Source organism: Flavobacterium collinsii, from assembly GCF_902804485.1.
Classification (GTDB): Bacteria; Bacteroidota; Bacteroidia; order Flavobacteriales; family Flavobacteriaceae; genus Flavobacterium; species Flavobacterium collinsii.
Window position 1 is genome coordinate 34,935 of the sequence record NZ_CADCST010000058.1, and the last position, 22,320, is coordinate 57,254.

A 22,320-nucleotide genomic window follows, 5' to 3' on the forward strand; every position below is an offset into this window, starting at 1 on the left:
ACTAAAATCTTAGTATAAACTTGGATATTTAGAAGGGTTAACTTCGTGCATCATCGTGTAGACTTTCTCAAAGATATCTTCGGCAGAAGGTTTTGAGAAATAGTCACCATCAGTTCCATAAGCTGGTCTGTGTGCTTTTGCAGCAAGAGTTTGTGGTTTACTGTCCAAATGGTGGTAAGCATCCTGTTCTTCCAGAATTTGTTGTAAAATAAACGCTGAAGCTCCACCAGGAACATCTTCGTCAATAACTAACAAACGATTGGTTTTAGCGATACTTTTTACAATGTCTTTATTGATGTCAAACGGAAGAAGAGACTGAATATCGATTACCTCACAATCAATTCCTAAATCTAATAATTCAACCGCAGCCTGTTCTACCAGTCTTAAAGTCGACCCGTAAGAAACAAGTGTTATATCCGAACCTTCTTTTAAAGTTTCAACTACACCAATCGGTGTTTTGAATTCTCCAAAGTTTAGTGGTGTTTTTTCTTTTAAACGGTAACCGTTCAAACATTCGATTACTAAAGCCGGTTCATCACACTCTAAAAGGGCGTTGTAGAATCCTGCAGCCTGAGTCATGTTTCTTGGTACTAAAACGTGAATACCACGAATAGCGTTGATAATCATTCCCATTGGTGAACCTGAATGCCAGATACCTTCTAAACGGTGTCCGCGGGTTCTGATGATTAACGGCGCTTTTTGTTTTCCTACCGTTCTGTATTGTAATGTCGCCAAATCATCACTCATGATTTGGATGGCATATAGTAAATAATCTAAATATTGAATTTCAGCAATCGGGCGTAAACCTCTCAACGCCATTCCGATTCCCTGACCGATAATGGTCGCTTCACGGATTCCGATATCGGCAACACGAAGTTCTCCGTATTTTTCCTGCATACCTTCAAGCCCCTGATTTACATCGCCAATGTTTCCAACATCCTCACCAAAAATTAAAGTTTCCGGATATTTAGTAAACAAAGCATCGAAATTATCACGAAGGATCATTCTTCCGTCCAAATCTGCTTTCGCATTTTCGTCGTATTCCGGAAGTACTTTTTTAACAGAAGATACATTTAGCTCAGAATCAGAGTACAAGTGGCTGCTGAATCGTGGCTGCGTAATTTCAATATAATTGGTAATCCAGTTTGATAATAAAACTTTGCTGTTTGGAACTTCAATAAAACGCAATATTTTTCTTGCGATGGTAAGCATTTCCTTTTTTAAAGGTGATTTGATAGCGCTTAATTCCGAAATGTATTTTTGTATTCTTTCTTTATGGTTGATGCTTGCTTCAGCAATTTGACCTAATAAAGCCAAAAGGTTTTTCTGATCTTCGATAATTGGATTGATGAAAGAATTCCAGGCCTCTTTTTTAGCTTCCAGGACTTCTTTTTTCAAATCAAAATCAATTTCAGCCAATTCTTCAGGTGACGCAATATTGATGGCAATCATCCATAAGCGCATCTGACGAATACAGTCAAAATCTTTTTCCCAAGCCAGTCTTTCTGCGTTTTTGTAACGCTCGTGTGAACCTGAAGTAGAATGTCCTTGTGGTTGCGTTAATTCGTTTACGTGAATTAAAACGGGAATATGTTCTTCACGTGCAATAGCACCGGCTCTTTCGTAAGTCGAAACCAGTTCGGCATAATCCCAGCCTTTAACTCTGAAAATTTCGTAACCTTTAGCATCTTCATCGCGTTGGTATCCTTTTAAAATCTCAGAGATATTTTCTTTCGTAGTCTGATGTCTGGCGTGAACCGAAATTCCGTATTCATCATCCCAAACGCTCATTACCATCGGAACCTGCAGTACACCTGCAGCGTTTATAGTTTCAAAAAACAAGCCTTCAGAAGTACTTGCGTTTCCTATAGTTCCCCAGGCAACTTCATTTCCGTCTACTGTAAATTTGTCTTTAACAGTAATTCCGTCAACATTTCTGTAGATTTTTGAAGCCTGTGCCAATCCCAATAATCTTGGCATTTGTCCGGCAGTAGGAGATATATCGGCACTTGAATTTTTCTGTTTTGTTAAATCTTTCCAGGAACCGTCTTCATTTAAACTATGAGTTACGAAGTGGCCGCCCATTTGTCTTCCGGCAGACATTGGATCAAAATCTAAATCGGTATGGCCATACAAACCTGCGAAAAACTGCTTTGGAGTCAATTCGCCAATGGCCATCATAAAAGTCTGATCGCGGTAGTATCCGGAACGAAAATCTCCGTTTTTGAAGGCTTTTGCCATTGCAAGTTGTGGGACTTCTTTACCGTCTCCAAATATTCCAAATTTAGCTTTCCCTGTCAATACCTCTTTACGTCCTAAAAGACTACATTCGCGGCTGGTAACCGCAATTTTGTAATCGTTCATTACTTCAGTCTTGAAATCTTCGAAAGTAAGTGTAGTATTATTTTTTTCTTTAATCATAATCTCAAATGGGTCATGTTACGCAACAAAAATAATTAAAAAGTATTAATAATCATAATTCATTAAAGTAAATATAATTTAATTATCTGTAATTAAATTGCTAAAAGCGGGTGTCTTTTTTGTGTTATGCTTGGTGTTTTTGCTTTTTTTATATGAATAATGCATGTTTTTACAAGTAATTCATTCGATTAAAGCCATTTTCTAGTGAAAAGATTAAGTAATGTTTTTGGTGAAAATGTGACGATAAATCGTATTTTTTCACTGTATTTATTTTGTGAAATCTCCCATCCGTTATTAGAATAAACCGGAAAGTACAATTCAAAATAATCCGGAACTAAATTTAACCGGATACCACTATCATATCTAAAATTTTCGCTTTGATGCTTGCTTCTCATTAAACCTACATCTCCATAAACCTCAATCCAGTTCCAGATAGCATAGCTCGCATTTAAGGTAGCCATCCATTGATTGGCATATCTTGGTGCTATTTTAGATTTAAAACCACCTTCGGCTATTATATATTGCTGACTGAAAATTCCAGTACTTTCTGATCTGCCGAAAAAATTGTAATCAAACATATAATCAGACGGTCGGTCTAAACCAAAACTAAAATAATCAGAGTTTGTTCGATTGTATAAAAAGCTTCCGGCGTACAATCTTAAATTTAGTTTGCGATTGTTTTCAAAAAGTCTTCTGTATTCAATTTCTGCAGCTACTTTTCCAAATTTTCCTGAGAACTGAACATCCGTCATAAAATTAAAATGATTTACCAGTTCCATTTTTGTATTAACGTAACGGGCATTAAAAACAGAATAATTTGGAGTGGAATTGTCTTTGATGTAAGTACTTGCTTCACGATTTACAATAACCTGTCTGAACATGATTAGTTGTTTTCGGTTATCTCTGAAATTTTCTTCACGGATTCTGAATTGTACCATCGGATTCAGTCTCAAATAGGCGGCATCAGGAGCGTAGTGGTAATAATTTTGGCTTATGGAATAGCGTACATTGTATAAAGTGCTGTTTCGGTAGTACTGATTCCAGGAAAATGAGGAAGAACCTGAAAAAGTTTTCGCATTAATGGAATAAGCCGGATCGATATCAAACGTAAAAGGTTTGTCTAAAATTGTTTTGTTGTGAAGACGCATACCGGGAGTCAGACCGTCGTAATAGTTATAATTTAGAGTTGGTATGTATAAAATTTGATTGTAATAAGGATCTTCGAGATCTTTGGCAAAATTAAATTTGATAGGACGATTAGTAATAACCAAACTTTTTATGGATCTCCAATTGTTTCTTTGGTTGTATTCCGGAACCTCATTGTCATAGTTGATGACAATTTTGTCGGCATTTTTTCTTTCAAAAATATAGGTTGAATCGGCTGTTTTAGGTTCAACCCATTCTTTAAAAACAACTTCATTTTTATTAATTCCATATATAGGTATCGGAGCATAGATACCGGTTCTGTTTTTAATTCGAAAGGCCACGGTGTCTTTCGTTCTCGAAACATGGGTGAACTTATAATCGATGATGTCACGTGAACCTATAATCGTATTGAAAAACCAGTCAATTTTTTTGGGACTTTTTTTGGTTAGTATTTTTTCTAAATCGTATCGGTTTGTCTGTTCCGTTTTGTTTAAATCGTAGAATTCCTGCACACTTTCGGGAACAATATTGTGATTTAAATAATCATCTAAATAACTAAGACTTAAGCCTGCACGATATTTACTCGCGATTTGTTCGTTAAATTTTATTAAAGTGTTTTTTGGATCTCCTAACGGCTGATCCAGATTTTTACGGGCCATAAGCATATAGTAATAACTGTATTGCTCGTTGAAAGTAAGGCTTGTGATGTTAAAACCAGAAAAGAGTTTCATGTCAGAAAGCCTTCCCAGCATTTTCTGATCCAGATGGTTTTCTTCGATGTACTTCATCATCGCATAAATTTGAATACCGTCATAAACCCAGTTGTCTTTTCTGGGGTCCAGACGCAGACTGTTTTTAAGATAGTTATTCAGATAAGTTTTCAGGAATGTGATTTCAAAAACAAATTCGTCTGAAAACGGACTAATGAACGAAGGCAGCTGGTTCAATCCGTAGAATGGATTTCGATCGTAATCTACCTGAGAAACAGTGATTCTTTGATGTGGATATTTTCCAATAAAAGAGTTAGCAAAAGTAACTACTTTATTGATGATAATGGCACTTTGAATATCGGTCAGTCTCTTGTTTGTAAGATTTGTAAGTACCTGAAGCGAGCCATTTTCGTAGTTTTTGAAACTATTTTGCTTTTCGATAAACAAAGTGAAATCATTTCTATTTTTCCCTGTAAGCACATAAGTTTTAAAAGATGAGCTTGCATTGCCTTCTGAAATCTGATTCAAATCAGAAGTTACATAGTACTGTTGTGGTACTTTTATTTCAATTTCGTAATCTGTACCAGCATTGGCAATATCATCTAAATTGAAATTGTTGTATTTCATAAAACGATGATTTTCAAAACGAGCCGGGCTTAAAAACCAGTCTTTTAAATTCATACCACCATTTTGATCAAAACCATAACGGGTGAATTTATCACTCGGTATTTTGGCGATATAAATTAAATGCAAATCGATTTTTTCTCCTGGACGCAATTTACGATTTAGTTTTACTACAATATAATCCGGATTTTTCGCTGTTCGTTCCCATTCAAGTACAGCGTTGTCTGAATCGGTTAAACTTAAAACAGTTGTACTTCCTCTTTCTGTAGTTTTTGCTAAATGAAAACCTCTGTAAAATTCGTCGGAAAATCGTCGGGCTAATGGCGTATTTTTATCGGAAAAAGCATTGTTCCAATCGTTAAGGACAATTGAAATCAAAGAATCATTTGAAGTGTTGTAATAGGTGATGTCTTGTTTTATGTTCAGGGTTTTGAGCTCAAGATTAACGGCGACCTCCATCTTAGACTGATGTTGTGCGTATTGTTTTATCGAGCCGAATAAAACGAAAATATAGAATATGATTTTATAAAATGATTTCAAGGATAGAGTAAATAATTTAAATTGTAAATAAACTCAAGCGTAAATAATGATTTTGGTTTTTTGTAAAAATAGTATAAAAAAAGCTGTTTAAAAAACAGCTTTTAATTTTTGTAGTATTTTATTTAATGTAATTTTATGGACGATATGAATTTCTCTTGTTTTCTGCCTGTTCAGCAGGAAACTTAAATTTGTATATCACTTCTAAAATTGATGATTGTATTAAAAATTTGGACTTAAATCGTATTTTTTGTAGAATTTGTCTAATACATCAACTACTTCATCTTCAGTGTCTACAATCTTGAATAAGTTTAAATCTTCAGGGCTTACTGTATGCATTTTTTCAACAAGTACAGTTTTGACCCATTCGATTAATCCTGACCAAAATTCAACTCCAACTAATATAATCGGGAATTTTCCAATTTTCTTAGTTTGGATCAAAGTGATGGCTTCAAACATTTCGTCAAGAGTTCCAAAACCTCCAGGCATTACTACAAAACCTTGTGAATATTTAACAAACATTACTTTTCTCACAAAGAAATAATCGAAATTCAGGTTTTTGTCGTGATCAATATAAGGATTGAAATGCTGCTCAAAAGGCAATTCGATATTTAGTCCAACGGAAGTTCCGCCTCCTAGATGTGCTCCTTTGTTTCCAGCTTCCATGATTCCGGGACCACCTCCTGTGATTACTCCGTAACCTGCTTTACTGATTTTATAAGCTATTTTCTCTGCTAATAGATAATACTTGTCGTCTGGTTTTGTTCTTGCTGATCCAAAAATAGAGACACATGGGCCAATACGTCCCATACTTTCATATCCGTTTACAAATTCAGCCATGATTTTAAAAATCGCCCAGCTGTCGTTGGTCCTGATTTCATTCCACGTTTTTTGTTTTAAACGGTCCTGAATTACTTTATCCTCATCATTATCAAAATCTTCTAATCTCATTTTAGGTATTTTAATTATTTATATTTTTATTTCTAGCTGTGTCGTTTTAAATGGTCATTCTAAGCATAGTCGAAGGAAGGAGCTCTTTCCCGCTGTCCACTATATCTTTTGTGCCGAACTCCCGTCACAAAAGGATGCCGTTTCCATCGGGGCTAGGGCATCAGTTTTCGATTTAATCAATGTTTTTTTTTGCCCAAAAAAGCGTTGCCAAAGTTTAAAATTTTGACAAAAAGGCCAGCTAAATTAAGGCTTTTTTTGCGAATTGGAGCAAAAATGAGGATTTATTAATTTAAATATTGCATCCGAATAAAAGAGGGTAGCGGGTTACTGTTCATTATCAATGCATTAAGGGTGTTTTGCAAAAATGTTTTGTTTTGTGCCAATCGATTTGAATCTGTACTTGCAATATGTGCCGTTCCTCCGGAACTTATTTTGGTATCGTTTTATTTTCAACGGATTAAAATCCGTTGCTACAAAATCTATCGTTCCTTCGGAACTTGATAATGTGGTTGTTTTATTGATAACGGATTTTATTCCATCGTATAAAACAGATGTAATCATTAAAGAGCCGTTGGCTCGGCCAATATTGTAGTGACGGATTTTAATCCGTCATATAAATGGATGTAGTAATAAAAAGAGCCATAGGCTCGACCAATATTTTTTTTAATTTAATTTCAGAACGAAACGAAATTCATTGTCGAAATTTAAAATTGTTGCGAAATGTGCCGTTCCTCTGAAACTTATTTTGGGACCGTTTTATTTTCAACGGATTAAAATCCGTTGCTACAAAATCTATCGTTCCTTTGGAACTTAATCATATGGTTGGTTTATTGATAACGGATTTTATTTCATCGTATAAAACAGATGTAATCATAAAAGAGCCGTAGGCTCGACTAATCTTGTAGCGATGGGTTTTAATCCGTCATATAAAATGGACATAATAATAAAAAGAGCCTTAGGCTCGACTTATATTCTTTCCTTGATTTAATTCCAAAAAGAGACAAAATTCATTGCCAAAGTTTAAAACCTTGGCAATGATAATTTTATTCTAGTTCTTTCTTTAAAAACTTAGCGGTGTAACTTTTTTTGCTTTTCGCAACTTCTTCCGGAGTTCCTTTGGCGATCAATTGTCCGCCGCCTTTTCCGCCTTCTGGACCAATATCGATAATATAGTCCGCAAGTTTAATAACGTCCATGTTATGTTCTATTACTAAAATTGTATTTCCTTTATCCACTAATTTATTAATGACATCCATTAAAACACGTATATCCTCAAAATGCAATCCTGTAGTAGGTTCATCCAGAATATAAAAGGTGTTTCCGGTATCTTTTTTGGATAACTCACTAGCCAGTTTGATACGCTGTGCTTCACCACCTGACAACGTTGTACTTTGCTGACCTAAGGTGATATAACCTAAACCAACATCCTGTATAGTTTTTACTTTTCTGTAAATCTTCGGAATGTTCTCGAAAAACGGAACCGCTTCATCAACGGTCATATTTAAAACATCAGATATAGACTTTCCTTTGTATCGAATCTCCAGTGTTTCTCTGTTAAAACGTTTGCCCTGACAGGTTTCACATTCTACATAAACATCAGGTAAGAAGTTCATCTCGATGGTTCTCACGCCAGATCCTTCACAGGTTTCACAGCGTCCACCTTTTACGTTAAAACTAAATCGTCCTGCTTTATAACCTCGAATCATACTTTCGGAAGTCATAGTAAACAGGTTTCTGATTTCTGTAAAAACTTCGGTATAGGTTGCCGGATTCGAACGTGGTGTTCTTCCAATCGGACTTTGGTCGATGTCAATTACTTTATCGATATGTTCTAGGCCTTCAATTTTTTTGTAGGGTTGTGGTTTTTTAACACCATTAAAATAGTAAGCATTTAAAATAGGATAAAGCGTTTCGTTTATCAAAGTTGACTTTCCACTTCCGGAAACTCCAGTTACGCAGATCAGTTGTCCTAAAGGCAGTTCGATAGAAACATTTTTTAAGTTGTTTCCTGTTGCTCCCGTTAGTTTTAAGGACTTTCCATTTCCTTTGCGACGTTCCTTCGGAATCTCGAGTTTCATTTTACCATTCAGATATTGAGCAGTAATGGTGTTAGACCTTAATGTTTCGGCAGGAGTTCCAATGCTGATGATTTCTCCGCCATATTTACCGGCTTTCGGACCAATGTCAATCACATAATCGGCGGTTTCAATCATATCTTTATCATGTTCCACCACAATAACCGAGTTCCCAATATCGCGTAATTGTTCTAATGATTTAATTAGTTTTTCGTTGTCTCTTTGATGTAAACCAATACTTGGTTCGTCCAGAATATATAAAACTCCAACCAGTTGTGATCCAATTTGAGTTGCCAGACGTATACGTTGTGCTTCACCACCCGAAAGTGATTTTGAGCTTCGGCTTAATGCTAGATAATTCAGGCCAACATTCATTAGGAAGTTTAAACGGTCTTTGATTTCTTTAACCACTTCCGAAGCGATCAAAAGTTGTTTGTCGGTTAAGTGAGTATTTAGATCCTGAAACCAGATTGTTAAATCAGAAATATCCATATCACATAGTTCGGTGATATTTTTATTGTTGATTTTGAAGAATAAAGCTTCTTTTTTCAAACGGGATCCTTCACAAACAGGGCAATTAACCTCGTCCATGAAATCTTTTGCCCAACGTTTGATAGTTGTTGAAGCACTTTCATCATATTGATTTTTAATAAAATGAGAGATACCTTCAAAATCTATTTTATAATCTCGGGTGACGCCAAGATCTTTTGAGTTTACCGTGAATTTATCTTTTCCGCCATGTAAAATAACAGTCATGGCCTCTTCCGGAATTTTCTCAATAGGGTCTGTTATCTTAAAACCATATTTCTCACCAATAACTTCTAATTGTTTAAAAATCCAGGATGATTTATATTCACCAAGTGGTGCGAATCCACCTGCTTTTATAGACAATTTAGGGTTTGGAATAATTTTTTTAATATTGATTTCATGTACAGTTCCCAAACCATTACAATGCGGACAAGCTCCTTTTGGGGAGTTGAAAGAAAATAAATTAGGTTCCGGATTTTGATACGAAATACCAGTTGAAGGACACATTAAATTTCTACTGAAATAACGCACTTCGTTAGTGTCCTGATCTAAAATCATCAAGACATTTTCACCGTGATGCATCGCTGTATTGATACTTTCGGCTAAACGTTTTTGATTGTCTTCAGTATTTTCAATCAGCATTCTGTCGACTACGATTTCGATGTCGTGTGTTTTGTAACGATCCAGTTTCATTCCGGAAACTAAATCCTGAATTTCACCATTGACACGTACTTTTAGGAAGCCTTGTTTGGTAATTTGTTGAAACAATTCAGCATAATGTCCTTTTCTGGCTTTAATTACCGGAGCCAGAATATTGATGCGCTTTCCATTAAAATCCTGAATGATTAAATCTTTAATTTGCTCGTCAGAATACGAAACCATTTTTTCGCCCGTGTTGTAACTATAAGCGTCGGCACCACGAGCGTAAAGAAGCCTTAGGAAATCGTAGATTTCGGTAATGGTTCCTACGGTAGAGCGTGGACTTTTACTGGTGGTTTTTTGTTCAATTGCAATTACGGGTGAAAGTCCGTCAATTTTATCTACATCGGGACGTTCTAAGCCGCCAAGGAACTGTCTGGCATAAGCCGAAAAAGTTTCTACATAACGACGCTGTCCTTCGGCATAAATGGTATCAAATGCTAAAGATGATTTTCCCGAGCCTGATAAACCGGTAATAACAACCAGTTTTTCACGCGGAATTGAAATGTCTATATTTTTTAGATTATGAACTCTTGCACCAAGAACTTCAATAGTATTGTCTTTTTCTAACATAAATTTGAGCAAAAAGCAAAGTTACCATTTTGATTTGTTCTTTTGATACTGGAGTGCAAAAGTTTATGTTACAAATAGTAACAAAAAACGCTAACCAAAGTTAGCGTTTTCTTTTTCGGGTAAGCATGTATTCTTCGATGGCTTCTTTGGTGGTGTACCAGTTTCGGCCTTCTTTATAAGCGTCTATTTTGCCTGTTCTGGCTAGTAAACTTACATATTCCTGACCGTATGGAGTTTCTGGTTCACTTACAATATCAGATATTTTCTGATAATCATAATCATTGCCGGGCATTGCACTTAGGTAGATATTTAAAGTACGTTCCAAAGCCTGACACATCAAAAGGGTTAGTTTTTGATAATTACCGTTATTAGCCTGATTGAGTGCTTCATAATATTTCTTTCGATCGTTTTTAAGAATAATGGCAGGCGGAAAACCACAACGCATTAGTAATAAATTCATACTCAAACGAACTGTACGCCCGTTTCCATCAAAAAAAGGATGAATCCAAACTAGTTTATGATGGTAAATCGTAGCCAGTTCAATATCGTTCAGTTCTAATGGATTTGTATTGATGAAATCGATTAGTTCATCAAGATAATCTGAAACTTTGTTTGCATTGGGAGGCATAAAATTAGCTCCGGAAATGCGGACACCTCCGTTGCGTAAACGACCGGCAAAATCATCTTCAATAGAACGTAAAATCAATCCGTGAATAGACAAAATATCGATGCTTCGAAGTTTGTACGTATCGTCTACAATTTGATATAGATAATCAATAGCTTTATCATGATTATGGGTTTCAAAATGTTCCCGAAGTGATTTTCCTTTGATGGTAATGCCTTCCTGGATGACCATTTGGGTTTCCCGCAAACTCATGGTGTTTCCCTCTATGCTGTTCGAGTTGTATGTCCATTCTAAAGATAAACTCTCTCGAATTTTATGCAAAGCAATATTGGGCAGTGGTCTGCTGTTTTGCAGATCAAGCCTTTTTTGATACAATCGATCAAATGTTGATTGAAATTCAGTTCTATATGTTAAGTCTATATTCCACATTACCCACCAAAGGTACTTCTTAATATCGGATAATCCAAAAAAATAACGTATCCGATATTAAGGCTATTCAATTGTCATAGAACGCAGCTTGGTTCTATAGGCTTCAAGTGCTATAGATTTGGAGATGAAGCCATAGTATTTTTCGTTTCGGATAACGGGAAGGAATGCTGTTTTTGATATTTCAAATTTGCTCATTACAATTTCCATACTGTCAGTAGAAGAAATGGTAGCTGCCGGTGTTTTCATGACGTCTTTAATTAAAGTGTACTTGACACGATAAGAGTTAAAAATAATCTCCCTTATATCGTTAAAATGAACAATACCAACAAGTTCTTTTTCATTGTTTACAACTGCAAAAACCACCTGGTTGGAGTGGGAAATAAGATCGACCAGTTTGCTTAAGTTTTCCTCTGGATGTACTGTTAGATAGTCACATTGAATAATGGTGTCGATATCTAAAGTTGATAAAATATTTGAATCTTTATTACTTGTAAAAGCGTGTCCTTTTTTAGCCAGACCTTTAACGTCTAGTGAATATTTTTCAAAACGTTTTGAAATTGCAAAACTGATTGATGATACAATCATCAGCGGAATCATTAAGCTGTAACCTCCCGTGATTTCAGCAATTAAGAAGATAGCGGTTAAAGGTGCATGAAACAATCCACTTAAAATTCCCGCCATTCCAACCATTGTAAAATTACTGATTGGCAGTTTTGATAAACCGATAAGGCTAATGAATTTAGAGAAAAAATAACCTAAATAAGATCCTAGAAATAAGGAAGGTGCAAAATTACCACCGTTTCCACCGCTACCAATAGTTAATGCCGAGGCAAAAACTTTGACCATCATGGTACATCCTACAAATAATAATAAAACCCACTGATTGTTTCTGAAATCTTCAAACAGGGTATTGTTTAATATTTTTCCGGGATCGGTTTCGGATAGTGTTTTTATACTTTCATAACCCTCTCCAAAGAGTGTTGGGAAAACAAAAATTAGTAAGGCCAATAACGAAGCTCCTATTAATGCTTTTTTGTAGGCTCCCATTTTTAGATTGGCAAAATAATGCTCAATTCTTTGAAAATTTCGGGCGTAATAAACGGCCATAAAACCGGTTAAAATTCCCAGAAGTACATAAAATGGAATATTATGATAATTAAATGCTTCCTGTTTTTTAAAGGATAATAAAATCGTTTCGTCCAAAACAATAGCCGAAACTAAAGCCCCTGTTGCGGCCGAAATCATGATAGGAGTAAAAGCTGAAATACTTACATCTACCAGCAAAACCTCAATTGCAAAAAGAACTCCGGCAATAGGAGCGTTAAAAGCAGCGGCAATTCCAGCTGCAACACCACAGCCAATCAGTAAAGTCCGGTCTTTATAAGGTAATCTGTAATTTTGAGCAAAATTTGACCCAAAAGCGGCTCCTGTAACCACAATGGGGCTTTCAAGACCCGCAGAACCTCCCAAACCAACCGTTAAGGAGCTGGTAACGATTTGGGCATACATTTGTTTTCTGGGAATAATACTCGCTTTTTTTGCAACAGCATACAATATTTGTGATGTTCCTTTTTCGATGCTACCGTTTAGAACTCTTTTGACAACAAAAACAGTAAGTACAATACCAATAATTGGAAGTATACTGTTAATAAAACTCAGTTTTAAAATTCCATTGATATAAGTGGCGAATGAAAAAACACTATGTGCAAAAGTTTTTAAAACAATTACTGCCAGAGAGCAGGAGATACCAATTAAAACGCTTGACAGGAAAATAAATTGCTTTGGAGTCATTAACGATTGTCCTAAAGCGATAATGTTTTCTAGTTTTCTAAAATATTTTTTTAGCATGCTGTTTGTAAAAGGTTAGGGAGAATACAAATTTAGTCTATAATGTTTGAAAACTCACGAAAATAGAGAACTAATATTAAAAACCAACCGCTGTATCGTCTCCACGAAAATCAGCACCACCTTCAAGAGAATTGTTTGGAAGAACCAGGATACAGTCCAGCTTGCCAATTACAGGAGCATTTTTTTCATTGATCAGATAGTTTTTTGCTTTTAGTTTGTCAATTGTAACATTGCTAAAGGCATTAGGTTCAAATGTAATCAGATCCGGAAGCCATTGGTGGTGAAAACGGGGAGCATTTACAGCTTCCTGCATGCTTAAATTGTATTCGTATACATTTAAAATTGCCTGTAATACAGAAGTGATAATAGTCGATCCGCCCGGAGTACCTACCACCATAAACAGTTTTCCGTTTTTTTCGACAATCGTTGGAGTCATTGAGCTTAGCATTCTTTTTTGCGGTGCAATACTGTTGGCTTCATTTCCTACTAAACCAAACATATTAGGAGATCCGGGTTTTGCACTAAAATCGTCCATTTCATTGTTTAAAAAGAAACCCAGCTCGTCACAGTAATATTTAGATCCAAATGCGTCATTTATTGTGGTAGTTGCAGCTACAGCATTTCCTTGTGCATCAACGATAGAATAGTGAGTAGTTTCAGTACTTTCATTGTACGTTACTTTTCCTTCTTTTATTTCAGAGGATAAACTGGCTTTTTCGGTATTGAAACTCGACATTCTGTCTTTTAAATACGTATCAGATAGCAAAGCTTTCATTGGAATTTTTACAAAATCAGGGTCACCTAAAAACTGACTTCTGTCTGCATATGCTCTTCGCTCGGCTTCAACAATAACCTGAATGGATTCTACCGAATTATGTCCCATTTTGGATAAGTCATAAGGAGTAATCATTTTCATAATTTGAGCCAGACAAATTCCACCACTGCTTGGTGGTGCCATTGAAGTAATTTTTAATTCTTTATAGTCAAACTGTAGTGGTTTTCTCCATTTGGCCTCGTATTTCTCAAGGTCTTTAAGCGTTATGATACCGCCTTTTTTCTGAATATAATTTACTAAGGTTTTAGCAGTTTGACCTTTATAGAACTCATCTCTTCCATTCTTTTGAATGCGTTTTAAAGTACTGGCCAGAGCAGAATATTTGATCGTGTCGTTTTCTTTGAATTTTCCGGCCATAAGTGTATTCGGACCGTTCACTTTTACAATGGCGTCATGATAAGCTTCCAGTTGCTTTTGTTGTTTTAAGGTTACAATTACACCTTTTTCGGCAAGGGCAATAACAGGTTTTAATATTTCGGACATCGGAAGAGATCCTAGTTTTTTATGAACAGCGAAAACTCCGGCGACAGTTCCCGGAACTCCAATTGCTAAAGCTGTTTCGGTACTTTTTCCTTTAATGACATTTCCATCTTTATCCAGGAACATATCTTTTGTTGCAGCAAGAGGTGCTTTTTCGCGGTAATCCAGTGAGCCCACTTCGCCATTGGCTTTTCGGTAAACCATAAAACCACCACCGCCAATATTTCCTGCATATGGGAATGCAACAGCCAAAGCCAATTCAGTACCGACCATTGCGTCAAAGGCATTACCACCTTTTTTCATGATGTCTGCTCCAACTTTTGAAGCTTCTGCACGTGCCGAAACCACCATGGCTTTTGAAACGACAAGTCCGGTTGGCTTTATTGGGTTTTGCTGTGCGGTACAGCTAATGTAGATTAAGGTAACTAAGAAAGTTATTTTTTTCATGCTGATGTAAAATTAAAATGTAGTATTGGTGCTTTCTCTGTAAAAAGCGTTATTAAAGAGAAAGTAATTTTTGACTGGAATGGCTTTTTATATCTTCAAAAAAGAGTGTAAATTCACGCTCAAATTCCGGATAGAATTCGACTAGTTCTGCACTGGCAAATTGCATATTGGATTGGTTTTTCGACCTTCTTCGGTCCATCTGAGTTAAAATTTGGTGTATTCCTTCAACAGTCTGATAACTCAAAAGCCAGTTTTGTTTGATCATATAAGGCATTAAGTCTTGCGTCTTTTCTGTTAAAATGGGATAATTTTCATGCAAAGATCTGTAAAATCGGTTAACAAAACGATCCAATTTTTCATCAGAGTACTTTTCCCAGTTTTTTGCAAGGAAATGATCGTAAACAATGTCGACAATAACACCGGCATAATGATGGTATTTTTCATGTAAACGTTTGGTACTTTGCCTGAAAACATCATGCGAATCGGTATAGGTGTCTATAGATCGATGTAGAAGAATGCCTTTTTGAACATCTTCCGGAAAATGCTCAAACTGTTTTCCGCGAATTCCATCGGCCATAAAGTTGCCAATTTTGATCAGATCGTTTTCGCCGGAAAGATATATATGGGCTAGGAAATTCATTTGTTTAGGTCCTGAGGTTCTAAGAAACTAAGTTATTTTAGTAAAAGTATGAAAACTTTTTGACATCGTTTTAAGGAATGATAGATCACTTCGTATTTAAAATCTGAAAACTTAGAACCTTAGCAACTTAGAATCTTAGTAACTTTTCTATATTTGTGACAAAAAATAACCATAACTCACAAAAATGACTTTAATAAAATCAATTTCAGGAATAAGAGGAACAATCGGTGGAAAAGTAGGAGATAACCTGACTCCTGTTGATGCTGTGAAATTTGCATCGGCATATGGAACTTTTCTGAAAAACAATACATCAAAAGAAAAACTTACAGTAGTAATTGGTCGTGATGCCAGAATTTCGGGGCCAATGATTCATAACCTTGTAGTGAATACTTTAATAGGTTTAGGAATTAATGTAATTGATCTTGGGCTTTCTACTACACCAACTGTAGAGGTAGCTGTTCCTTTAGAAAAGGCAGATGGAGGAATCATTTTAACGGCTTCTCACAATCCAAAACAGTGGAATGCTTTAAAGCTGCTGAATGCAAAAGGTGAATTCTTAAGCGGAGAAGAAGGTGCTAAAATTCTTGAAATTGCCGAAGCAGAAGCTTTCGATTTCTCGGATGTTGACAGTTTAGGTGAAATTACCATAAATGACGCTTATATGGATATCCATATCGACGAGGTTTTAAACTTGCCTTTGGTAGACGTTGAAGCAGTAAAAGCTGCAAAGTTCAAAGTAGTTGTTGATGGAGTAAATTCTTCTGGCGGAATCATTATTCCAAAATTATTAGAATTAATGGGTGTTGAAGTTGTAAAATTATACTGCGAACCAAACGGGCATTTCCCTCATAACCCGGAACCTTTAAAAGAACATTTAACGGATATTGCTGAACTGGTTGTGAAAGAGAAAGCACATTTAGGAGTTGTTGTTGATCCGGACGTAGACCGTTTGGCATTTATCTCTGAAGATGGAGAAATGTTTGGAGAAGAATATACTTTGGTAGCTTGTGCGGATTATGTGTTGAGTAAAACTCCTGGAAATACAGTTTCAAATATGTCATCGTCACGTGCTTTGCGCGACGTAACCGTTGCTCATGGTGGGAAATACGAAGCAAGTGCTGTAGGTGAAGTAAACGTAGTAGCGTTAATGAAGAAAAACAATGCTATTATTGGAGGTGAAGGTAACGGTGGCATTATTTATCCGGAATCTCATTATGGAAGAGATAGTTTGGTAGGAGTGGCTTTGTTCCTGACGCATTTAGCAAATAAAAAAATGTCAGTTTCGGCATTACGAGCTTCTTACCCTGAATATTATATGAGTAAAAATAAAATTGAATTAACACCACAAATCGATGTTGATGCAATTTTGGAAGCCATGACCGAAAAATACAAAAACGAAGATATCAGTACAATTGATGGTGTGAAAATTGATTTTGCTACAGAATGGGTTCATTTAAGAAAATCAAACACAGAGCCAATTATCAGGATTTATACAGAAGCTCCTTCTCAGGAAAAAGCCGATGTATTGGCACTTCGAATTATTGATGAAATAAAAGCGATCGCAGGAATTTAATTCTTAAGTTTTGAAGCATAAAAAATGCCTCTTTTGAAATTTCGAAAGAGGCATTTTTATTTATGATTTTATCTGCAGTTTTGTTTTGTAGGTTTTTACTTGTATGTTTGCTTCATGTAAAAGATTAAAAAAAATATAGAAATGAATATTCAGGAAGAGTGGTTTACAAAAGGGAAAGAATATGCCCAAGAGGTAAACGAAATGGTAGATTTTGGTGAGAAAAACGGATGGGAAAATTGGGAAGGTGAAGATCCTGATGATATTCGGAATCATTTGGGTGAAGATGTTTTAAAGTTGTTAAGAAAAGCAAATTTAGAAGGCAGAGTTGACGAATTCAGATTAGAATTTCCTCCATCAAATATGCCTATTTTTGAATTTATAGAAAAACAATCTCAGGGTATTAATCAGCTTTTTTTTATTGATGACCAAAAGATTGTTTTTCTAATAGGAGCTCCTTATGAGAAAAGAAAAGCATATTTGTTGGATGGAGATAAAATTTCGGAACTGGATTCGGAAATCAGGGCTATTGGAAAATCGAAAAAAGGAAATGTTTTTGCTATTGCTTTAGATAATAAAATATCTCTCTTTAAAGATTGGAATGGCAAGTTTATTCGTGAATTTGTTTTGAATGATATTGCAAATGTGGGGATTACAGAATTGATTCCGTTTAATGACGGTTCAAAAGTACTTTTTGTAAGTGTAGAAGGAATTTATCTAATTTCCGAAAGCGAAGAAAAATTGATTCATCCAATTGATGATGAAGAGGATGGGGGAGTTCGTATTGATATGGAAAATGGGGCATTGTCTAATGATAATAAATATATTGTAGTTGGAGATCAAGGTAGAGATCATGCTATTTTGGATAATGAAGGAAATAAAATTAGTGAGATTGGCCCGCAGTCATCATATCCTCATTTTTGCCTTTTTTCAAAAGATGATGAACAATTAATTACAAATTCCTGTCATTTTTATAATGGAATCACCATTGGTGTTGACAGTGCTAAGTTAAAAGAAATCAAAATCGAAGCGTATACCGATAGTGACGACTATGTAGTAATTGATGATGAAATGAGGGTTTATTCGGGACTCGCAACTTCTGACTACTACATTCTGGGTGATGCTTATGGTTATATCAAAGCTTTCGATAAGAATGGACAGAAAATTTGGAGACATTATTTAGGCTCAACAATAAGTAGTATGACTATATCAGATGATGAAAAGACCCTTTGGGTTGGTTCTTGTTCAGGAATGTTGCACAAACTTCATTTAGGAAAAGGACATCGTGATGAACATACAATTGGAAATGGAAATCATTATGAAGAATTTAGACTTTTAATCTGGAAAGAGGAACCACAAATATGGAAATGGTAAAATTTCATTTTGATAAACAAAAAACACCTTTTTCATTTACGAAAAAGGTGTTTTTTATTTTGAAGACTCAAAAGTGAAAAGTGAAAGAGTATTTTAGGTTTGAACACCAAAAACTCACAATTCACATTTTACATCTCACATTTCATAAAAAAAAATTACTTTATCCTATGTTTCCATCTTTTGTGTGTCCATAAATAGAATTCAGGGGCTTCATAAATTTGTTTTTCTACTTCTCTTAAGTACTTTTCAGTAATGTCAAAGTTTTCGTAATCATTTGGATTATCGGCGATTGGTACAAAGGTAGCCTCATAATAACCTCTGGCTACTTTTTTTACTTTTACAAAAATAACACTTAGATCGTATTTTTTGGCCAGCATTTCGGCACCTGTATGCACTGGAACTTCGATTCCCATAAACTTCATCGAGTGAAAAATTCGATCCAGTTTTGGCGATTGATCGCTTGCTAAACCATACATACTTAAAATTCCATCACGTTGGTTTTGAGCCATTGTTGGAATTGCTTTTCTGGTTTCAACTAATTCGGTATCGTATTTAGAACGTATTTTTCGAACCAATTTATCAAAGTAGGGATTGGCCACTTTTTTATAGACTGCTATACCCTGAAAAGCAATTTTTGTGTTCATAGTTAAAAGCCATTCATAACTGGCGTAGTGCGCAGCTACCAGAATGGTGCTTTTACCTTTTTTTGCATACTCATTTACAAGATCAATATTTGTAGTCTTAAATCTTTTTTCCATTTCTTCAGGCGAAATGCTCATCGTTTTGATCATTTCCAGAAACATATCGCACATGTGGCTATAGAATTTCTTTTCGATTTCTTTTCGCTCAGCATCGTTTAAATGTGGTAAAGTAAGTTTTAAGTTTTCTCGAACTACTTTTTTGCGATAGCCTACGATTCTGTAAATCAGAAAACAGACCAAATCAGAAAACCAGTAAAATAATCGAAATGGGAGAATAGAGATAAGCCATAGAAAAGGATAGGCTATTATATAAACGAGAAATTGCATGTATTGTTTTTTTTACAAATATAAAGCAAAAATGAATTACGATCGATATTTTGGATTGATGCTAACATATGTTTAAGAATGACTATATTTACAATTCACATTAAATGTTTTTTATGAATACCATTTTGATTGGAATTATAGTTGCCAATGTTTTGATTAGTTACCAGGGTTTCAATAATCTTGCTTTTTTTAGAAAATATGAGTTTCATGTAGGAAGTATTCGCTCAGGAGAACAAATAAGAATGCTTTCATCTGGTTTTTTACACGCCGATATGATGCATTTGCTTTTTAATATGCTGACGCTTTGGTTTTTTGCTCCGGTGGTATTGCAATGGTTGGGTAATTTTTCTTTTTTGTTGATTTATTTCGGAAGTTTAATTTTCGGGAGTTTATTAACAATGTTGTTCCATAAAAACGATTATAGTTATAGAGCCGTAGGAGCATCGGGTGCGGTCACAGGAGTTTTGTACTCTGCGATATTGTTGCAGCCGGATATGATGTTGGGGATCTTTTTTGTCATACCAATGCCAGCTTATTTATTTGGAATTTTATATTTATTATATTCTATATACGGTATGAAGGCTAAAAATGATAATATCGGACATACAGCACATTTTGGAGGTGCTATTGGAGGATATTTGATAACTTTGATCAAAGAACCTTCCTTATTTGTAGATCATAGCATGATGGTGATATTGTTGGCAATCCCAATTTTGATCCTTTTCGTTATGGCCAAATTGGGAAAATTGTAACAATGGCACAACTTTTGAAAGGTCACTAATCAAATAATTTAAATATAACAAAAATGAAGAAAGTAGTATTATTTTTAACAATCATGTTTATGTCTATGTCGTACGCACAAGAAACCAAACAAATTCCTCAAATCAATGTAAGTGGAGAAGGAAAGATAAAAATAGCACCAGATCAGGTTTGTATTTCAGCTACGGTTGAGACAAAAGGGAATAATGCTAAAGATGTCAAAAAACAAAACGATGAAAAAATCGATGCTGTTTTGAAATTCATTAAAAAAATGAATGTTCCTGTTGCTGATTATAAAACAAAACAAGTTTCACTTAATCCGCAATACGATTACGAAAAAAAGAAAACAAATTATAATGCTACTCAGACTGTAGAAATTGTATTGAAAGATTTATCTAAATACGATGAAGTAATGGAAGGTTTAGTTCAGCAGGGAATCAATCGTTTAGATAACGTTACTTTTGAGTCTTCTAAACTAGCGCAATACCAATCAGAAGCTCGTAAATTAGCCATTAAAGATGCTAAGGCAAAGGCAGAAGATTATGTTTCAGTTTTAGGACAAAAAGTTGGTAAAGCTATTACAATCTCAGACAATTCTCAGGTGTACAATCCAAGACCAATGTATGCAGCTATGAAATCAATGGCTATGGATACTAACGGTGGTGCTGAAAACGAAACGCTTGCAATTGGCGAAATTGAAATTACAGCCAACGTAAGTGTAAGCTTTGTTCTAGAGTAGATCTAATAAAAAAATAAAGCTCAAATTACAAATCCCAAATTCCAATTTAAAAATGGAGTTTGGGATTTTTTGTTTTAACGACTCTTAGGTATTATAGCAAGATATTTTTTTGATGCCGAGAGTTTTGCAATTTAAAAAGGCTTTGCGGTAAGGGAAGCATTGCACAACCTGACACATTTACGAACCTATTTATTACTATCTATCGCTCTGAATGAGCCTTAGAAATAGCATAGTGCGAAGCACTATGAAAGGACATTGATAATGATTGTTTTGAGCCCTGAAAGGGGATAAGCCTAATCCCAAAGAAGAGAAATTGACTTATATTATGTTTTCCAAAGAGATTTTTTAATAAAAAAGATTTTGTTTGCTCTCGCTCTTTCAGGGTGCACCAGTCCTTGCTTTAATTCATAGTGCTTCGCACCATGTTAATGCTTTTAGGCTTTCAGCCCTTTTTTATGGCTATTTTCAGCTTTTTTCTATATCTCAAAATGCTAAGGGAACTCTGTTTGTGTTTTTACATAAAAGAGATTTTTCTCTGGTTATAGCTGTAATGAAGGTGCATCAACAAAATTCGCTTTCAATTCTTCAGGTAAATAAGGTCTGCCTCCTGTAGCAGGAATACAAGTCCCCGTAAATACTGCTGAAGCCATTATTTTTCCGTTTTTAATGATCGATTGTTTGAAATGTAAACGAGGCAATCCCTGAGCATCAGTATAAACAGCACAGTTGACGTCAAAATTATCGTCTTTTTTTAACGACCGGATAAATTTGATACTGTATTCAGATAAAACCATAAACACGCCGTTTTCTGCCTGTTGTACAAAATCAAAACCTAAAATATCTTTTATAAAGGCATGACGGCATTCTTCCATATAAAATGGGTAGTATAAGCCGTCCATAATGCCTTGTACGTCTATGTGTCCTTCTGCAACAGTGTAATTTTTTAAATATTCCATATATAATTAAAGTTAGAATGTGTTAAACGTATTTCCTTACAGTTTATTACGATGTAATTCTTGTTTTTTAGATAGTTTTCACGTAAAAATAGATCTAAAGTATAAACTTTTAGTTTAGAATAAGAGAATTCAAATCTGAAAGTGTACTACAATTTTCGATAGTACGAAGTGAAGTTGCCAGCATTTAAAATTTGAGCTTATTAATAGAAAAAGCATAAAGTTTTAGAACCAATTAAACCGCTGATTTTTAGTGTCTTTTTAAACGAAAAAACACACTTACATGTTTTGATTTTAATTGTAAGAATGAAGATTAATTGTGTTAAAAA

General features: G+C 35.1%; 14 protein-coding genes. 4 read left to right on the forward strand and 10 right to left on the reverse strand.

The features are described 5' to 3' along the window. Positions 1-9 precede the first annotated feature (9 nt). From FLA105534_RS03120 to FLA105534_RS03155, 8 genes are all read right to left on the reverse strand, one after another. Positions 10-2,421 carry an alpha-ketoacid dehydrogenase subunit alpha/beta gene (locus FLA105534_RS03120; RefSeq protein WP_173964591.1) on the reverse strand — a complete coding sequence of 804 codons (2,412 nt, stop codon included), beginning with the start codon at positions 2,419-2,421 and terminating at the stop codon, positions 10-12. 188 nt (positions 2,422-2,609) lie between these two features. Next, positions 2,610-5,360 carry a gluzincin family metallopeptidase gene (locus FLA105534_RS03125; RefSeq protein WP_173964611.1) on the reverse strand — a complete coding sequence of 917 codons (2,751 nt, stop codon included), beginning with the start codon at positions 5,358-5,360 and terminating at the stop codon, positions 2,610-2,612. Positions 5,361-5,660: 300 nt separating this feature from the next. Beyond that, a complete protein-coding gene (locus tag FLA105534_RS03130; RefSeq protein WP_068845660.1) occupies positions 5,661-6,389 on the reverse strand; it encodes an LOG family protein in 729 nt (242 codons plus the stop codon). Positions 6,390-7,432: 1,043 nt separating this feature from the next. Next, positions 7,433-10,264, reverse strand: coding sequence for an excinuclease ABC subunit UvrA (uvrA, locus tag FLA105534_RS03135; RefSeq protein WP_173964592.1), 2,832 nt, complete (start codon positions 10,262-10,264; stop codon positions 7,433-7,435). Positions 10,265-10,364: 100 nt separating this feature from the next. Next, positions 10,365-11,318, reverse strand: coding sequence for a Fic family protein (locus FLA105534_RS03140; protein WP_173964593.1), 954 nt, complete (start codon positions 11,316-11,318; stop codon positions 10,365-10,367). Positions 11,319-11,381: 63 nt separating this feature from the next. Beyond that, positions 11,382-13,166, reverse strand: coding sequence for a chloride channel protein (locus FLA105534_RS03145; RefSeq protein WP_173964594.1), 1,785 nt, complete (start codon positions 13,164-13,166; stop codon positions 11,382-11,384). A 76-nt stretch (positions 13,167-13,242) separates the two neighbouring features. Continuing rightward, on the reverse strand, positions 13,243-14,928 hold the full coding sequence (ggt, locus tag FLA105534_RS03150; protein WP_173964595.1) for a gamma-glutamyltransferase: 1,686 nt from the start codon (positions 14,926-14,928) through the stop codon (positions 13,243-13,245). A gap of 52 nt (positions 14,929-14,980) precedes the next feature. Next, positions 14,981-15,568, reverse strand: a complete 588-nt coding sequence (locus FLA105534_RS03155; protein WP_173964596.1) for an acyl carrier protein phosphodiesterase — start codon at positions 15,566-15,568, stop codon at positions 14,981-14,983. A gap of 184 nt (positions 15,569-15,752) precedes the next feature. Here FLA105534_RS03155 and glmM point away from each other — a divergent pair, with 184 nt between their 5' ends. Further along, complete coding sequence (gene glmM / locus FLA105534_RS03160; RefSeq protein ID WP_173964597.1) at positions 15,753-17,141, forward strand: phosphoglucosamine mutase; 1,389 nt, start codon at positions 15,753-15,755, stop codon at positions 17,139-17,141. Between the two features lie 141 nt (positions 17,142-17,282). Then, a complete protein-coding gene (locus tag FLA105534_RS03165; RefSeq protein WP_173964598.1) occupies positions 17,283-18,512 on the forward strand; it encodes a ligand-binding sensor domain-containing protein in 1,230 nt (409 codons plus the stop codon). 155 nt (positions 18,513-18,667) lie between these two features. Here FLA105534_RS03165 and FLA105534_RS03170 read toward each other — a convergent pair whose 3' ends face one another. After that, the gene (locus tag FLA105534_RS03170) at positions 18,668-19,540 is read right to left on the reverse strand and encodes a lysophospholipid acyltransferase family protein (protein ID WP_173964599.1); all 873 of its coding nucleotides are present in this window, start codon (positions 19,538-19,540) and stop codon (positions 18,668-18,670) included. Between the two features lie 113 nt (positions 19,541-19,653). On the opposite strand from FLA105534_RS03170, the gene FLA105534_RS03175 reads away from it, so the two are divergent. Together FLA105534_RS03175 and FLA105534_RS03180 are read left to right on the forward strand one after the other, a co-directional pair. Further along, positions 19,654-20,292, forward strand: coding sequence for a rhomboid family intramembrane serine protease (locus tag FLA105534_RS03175; protein ID WP_173964600.1), 639 nt, complete (start codon positions 19,654-19,656; stop codon positions 20,290-20,292). 53 nt (positions 20,293-20,345) lie between these two features. After that, entirely contained in the window at positions 20,346-21,038 is a 693-nt protein-coding gene (locus FLA105534_RS03180) for an SIMPL domain-containing protein (protein WP_173964601.1), read from the forward strand. A gap of 539 nt (positions 21,039-21,577) precedes the next feature. Here the strand turns inward: FLA105534_RS03180 and FLA105534_RS03185 are convergent. Further along, positions 21,578-21,994 carry an acyl-CoA thioesterase gene (locus FLA105534_RS03185; RefSeq protein ID WP_173964602.1) on the reverse strand — a complete coding sequence of 139 codons (417 nt, stop codon included), beginning with the start codon at positions 21,992-21,994 and terminating at the stop codon, positions 21,578-21,580. Positions 21,995-22,320 lie beyond the last annotated feature (326 nt).

What these genes read in the sequence shown, in the direction of transcription:
- FLA105534_RS03120 (WP_173964591.1), bottom strand. Translation starts at nt 2,421, where the DNA reads ATGATTAAAGAAAAAAATAATACTACACTTACTTTCGAAGATTTCAAG.
- FLA105534_RS03125 (WP_173964611.1), bottom strand. Translation starts at nt 5,360, where the DNA reads ATGGAGGTCGCCGTTAATCTTGAGCTCAAAACCCTGAACATAAAACAA.
- FLA105534_RS03130 (WP_068845660.1), bottom strand. Translation starts at nt 6,389, where the DNA reads ATGAGATTAGAAGATTTTGATAATGATGAGGATAAAGTAATTCAGGAC.
- uvrA (WP_173964592.1), bottom strand. Translation starts at nt 10,264, where the DNA reads ATGTTAGAAAAAGACAATACTATTGAAGTTCTTGGTGCAAGAGTTCAT.
- FLA105534_RS03140 (WP_173964593.1), bottom strand. Translation starts at nt 11,318, where the DNA reads ATGTGGAATATAGACTTAACATATAGAACTGAATTTCAATCAACATTT.
- FLA105534_RS03145 (WP_173964594.1), bottom strand. Translation starts at nt 13,166, where the DNA reads ATGCTAAAAAAATATTTTAGAAAACTAGAAAACATTATCGCTTTAGGA.
- ggt (WP_173964595.1), bottom strand. Translation starts at nt 14,928, where the DNA reads ATGAAAAAAATAACTTTCTTAGTTACCTTAATCTACATTAGCTGTACC.
- FLA105534_RS03155 (WP_173964596.1), bottom strand. Translation starts at nt 15,568, where the DNA reads ATGAATTTCCTAGCCCATATATATCTTTCCGGCGAAAACGATCTGATC.
- glmM (WP_173964597.1), top strand. Translation starts at nt 15,753, where the DNA reads ATGACTTTAATAAAATCAATTTCAGGAATAAGAGGAACAATCGGTGGA.
- FLA105534_RS03165 (WP_173964598.1), top strand. Translation starts at nt 17,283, where the DNA reads ATGAATATTCAGGAAGAGTGGTTTACAAAAGGGAAAGAATATGCCCAA.
- FLA105534_RS03170 (WP_173964599.1), bottom strand. Translation starts at nt 19,540, where the DNA reads ATGCAATTTCTCGTTTATATAATAGCCTATCCTTTTCTATGGCTTATC.
- FLA105534_RS03175 (WP_173964600.1), top strand. Translation starts at nt 19,654, where the DNA reads ATGAATACCATTTTGATTGGAATTATAGTTGCCAATGTTTTGATTAGT.
- FLA105534_RS03180 (WP_173964601.1), top strand. Translation starts at nt 20,346, where the DNA reads ATGAAGAAAGTAGTATTATTTTTAACAATCATGTTTATGTCTATGTCG.
- FLA105534_RS03185 (WP_173964602.1), bottom strand. Translation starts at nt 21,994, where the DNA reads ATGGAATATTTAAAAAATTACACTGTTGCAGAAGGACACATAGACGTA.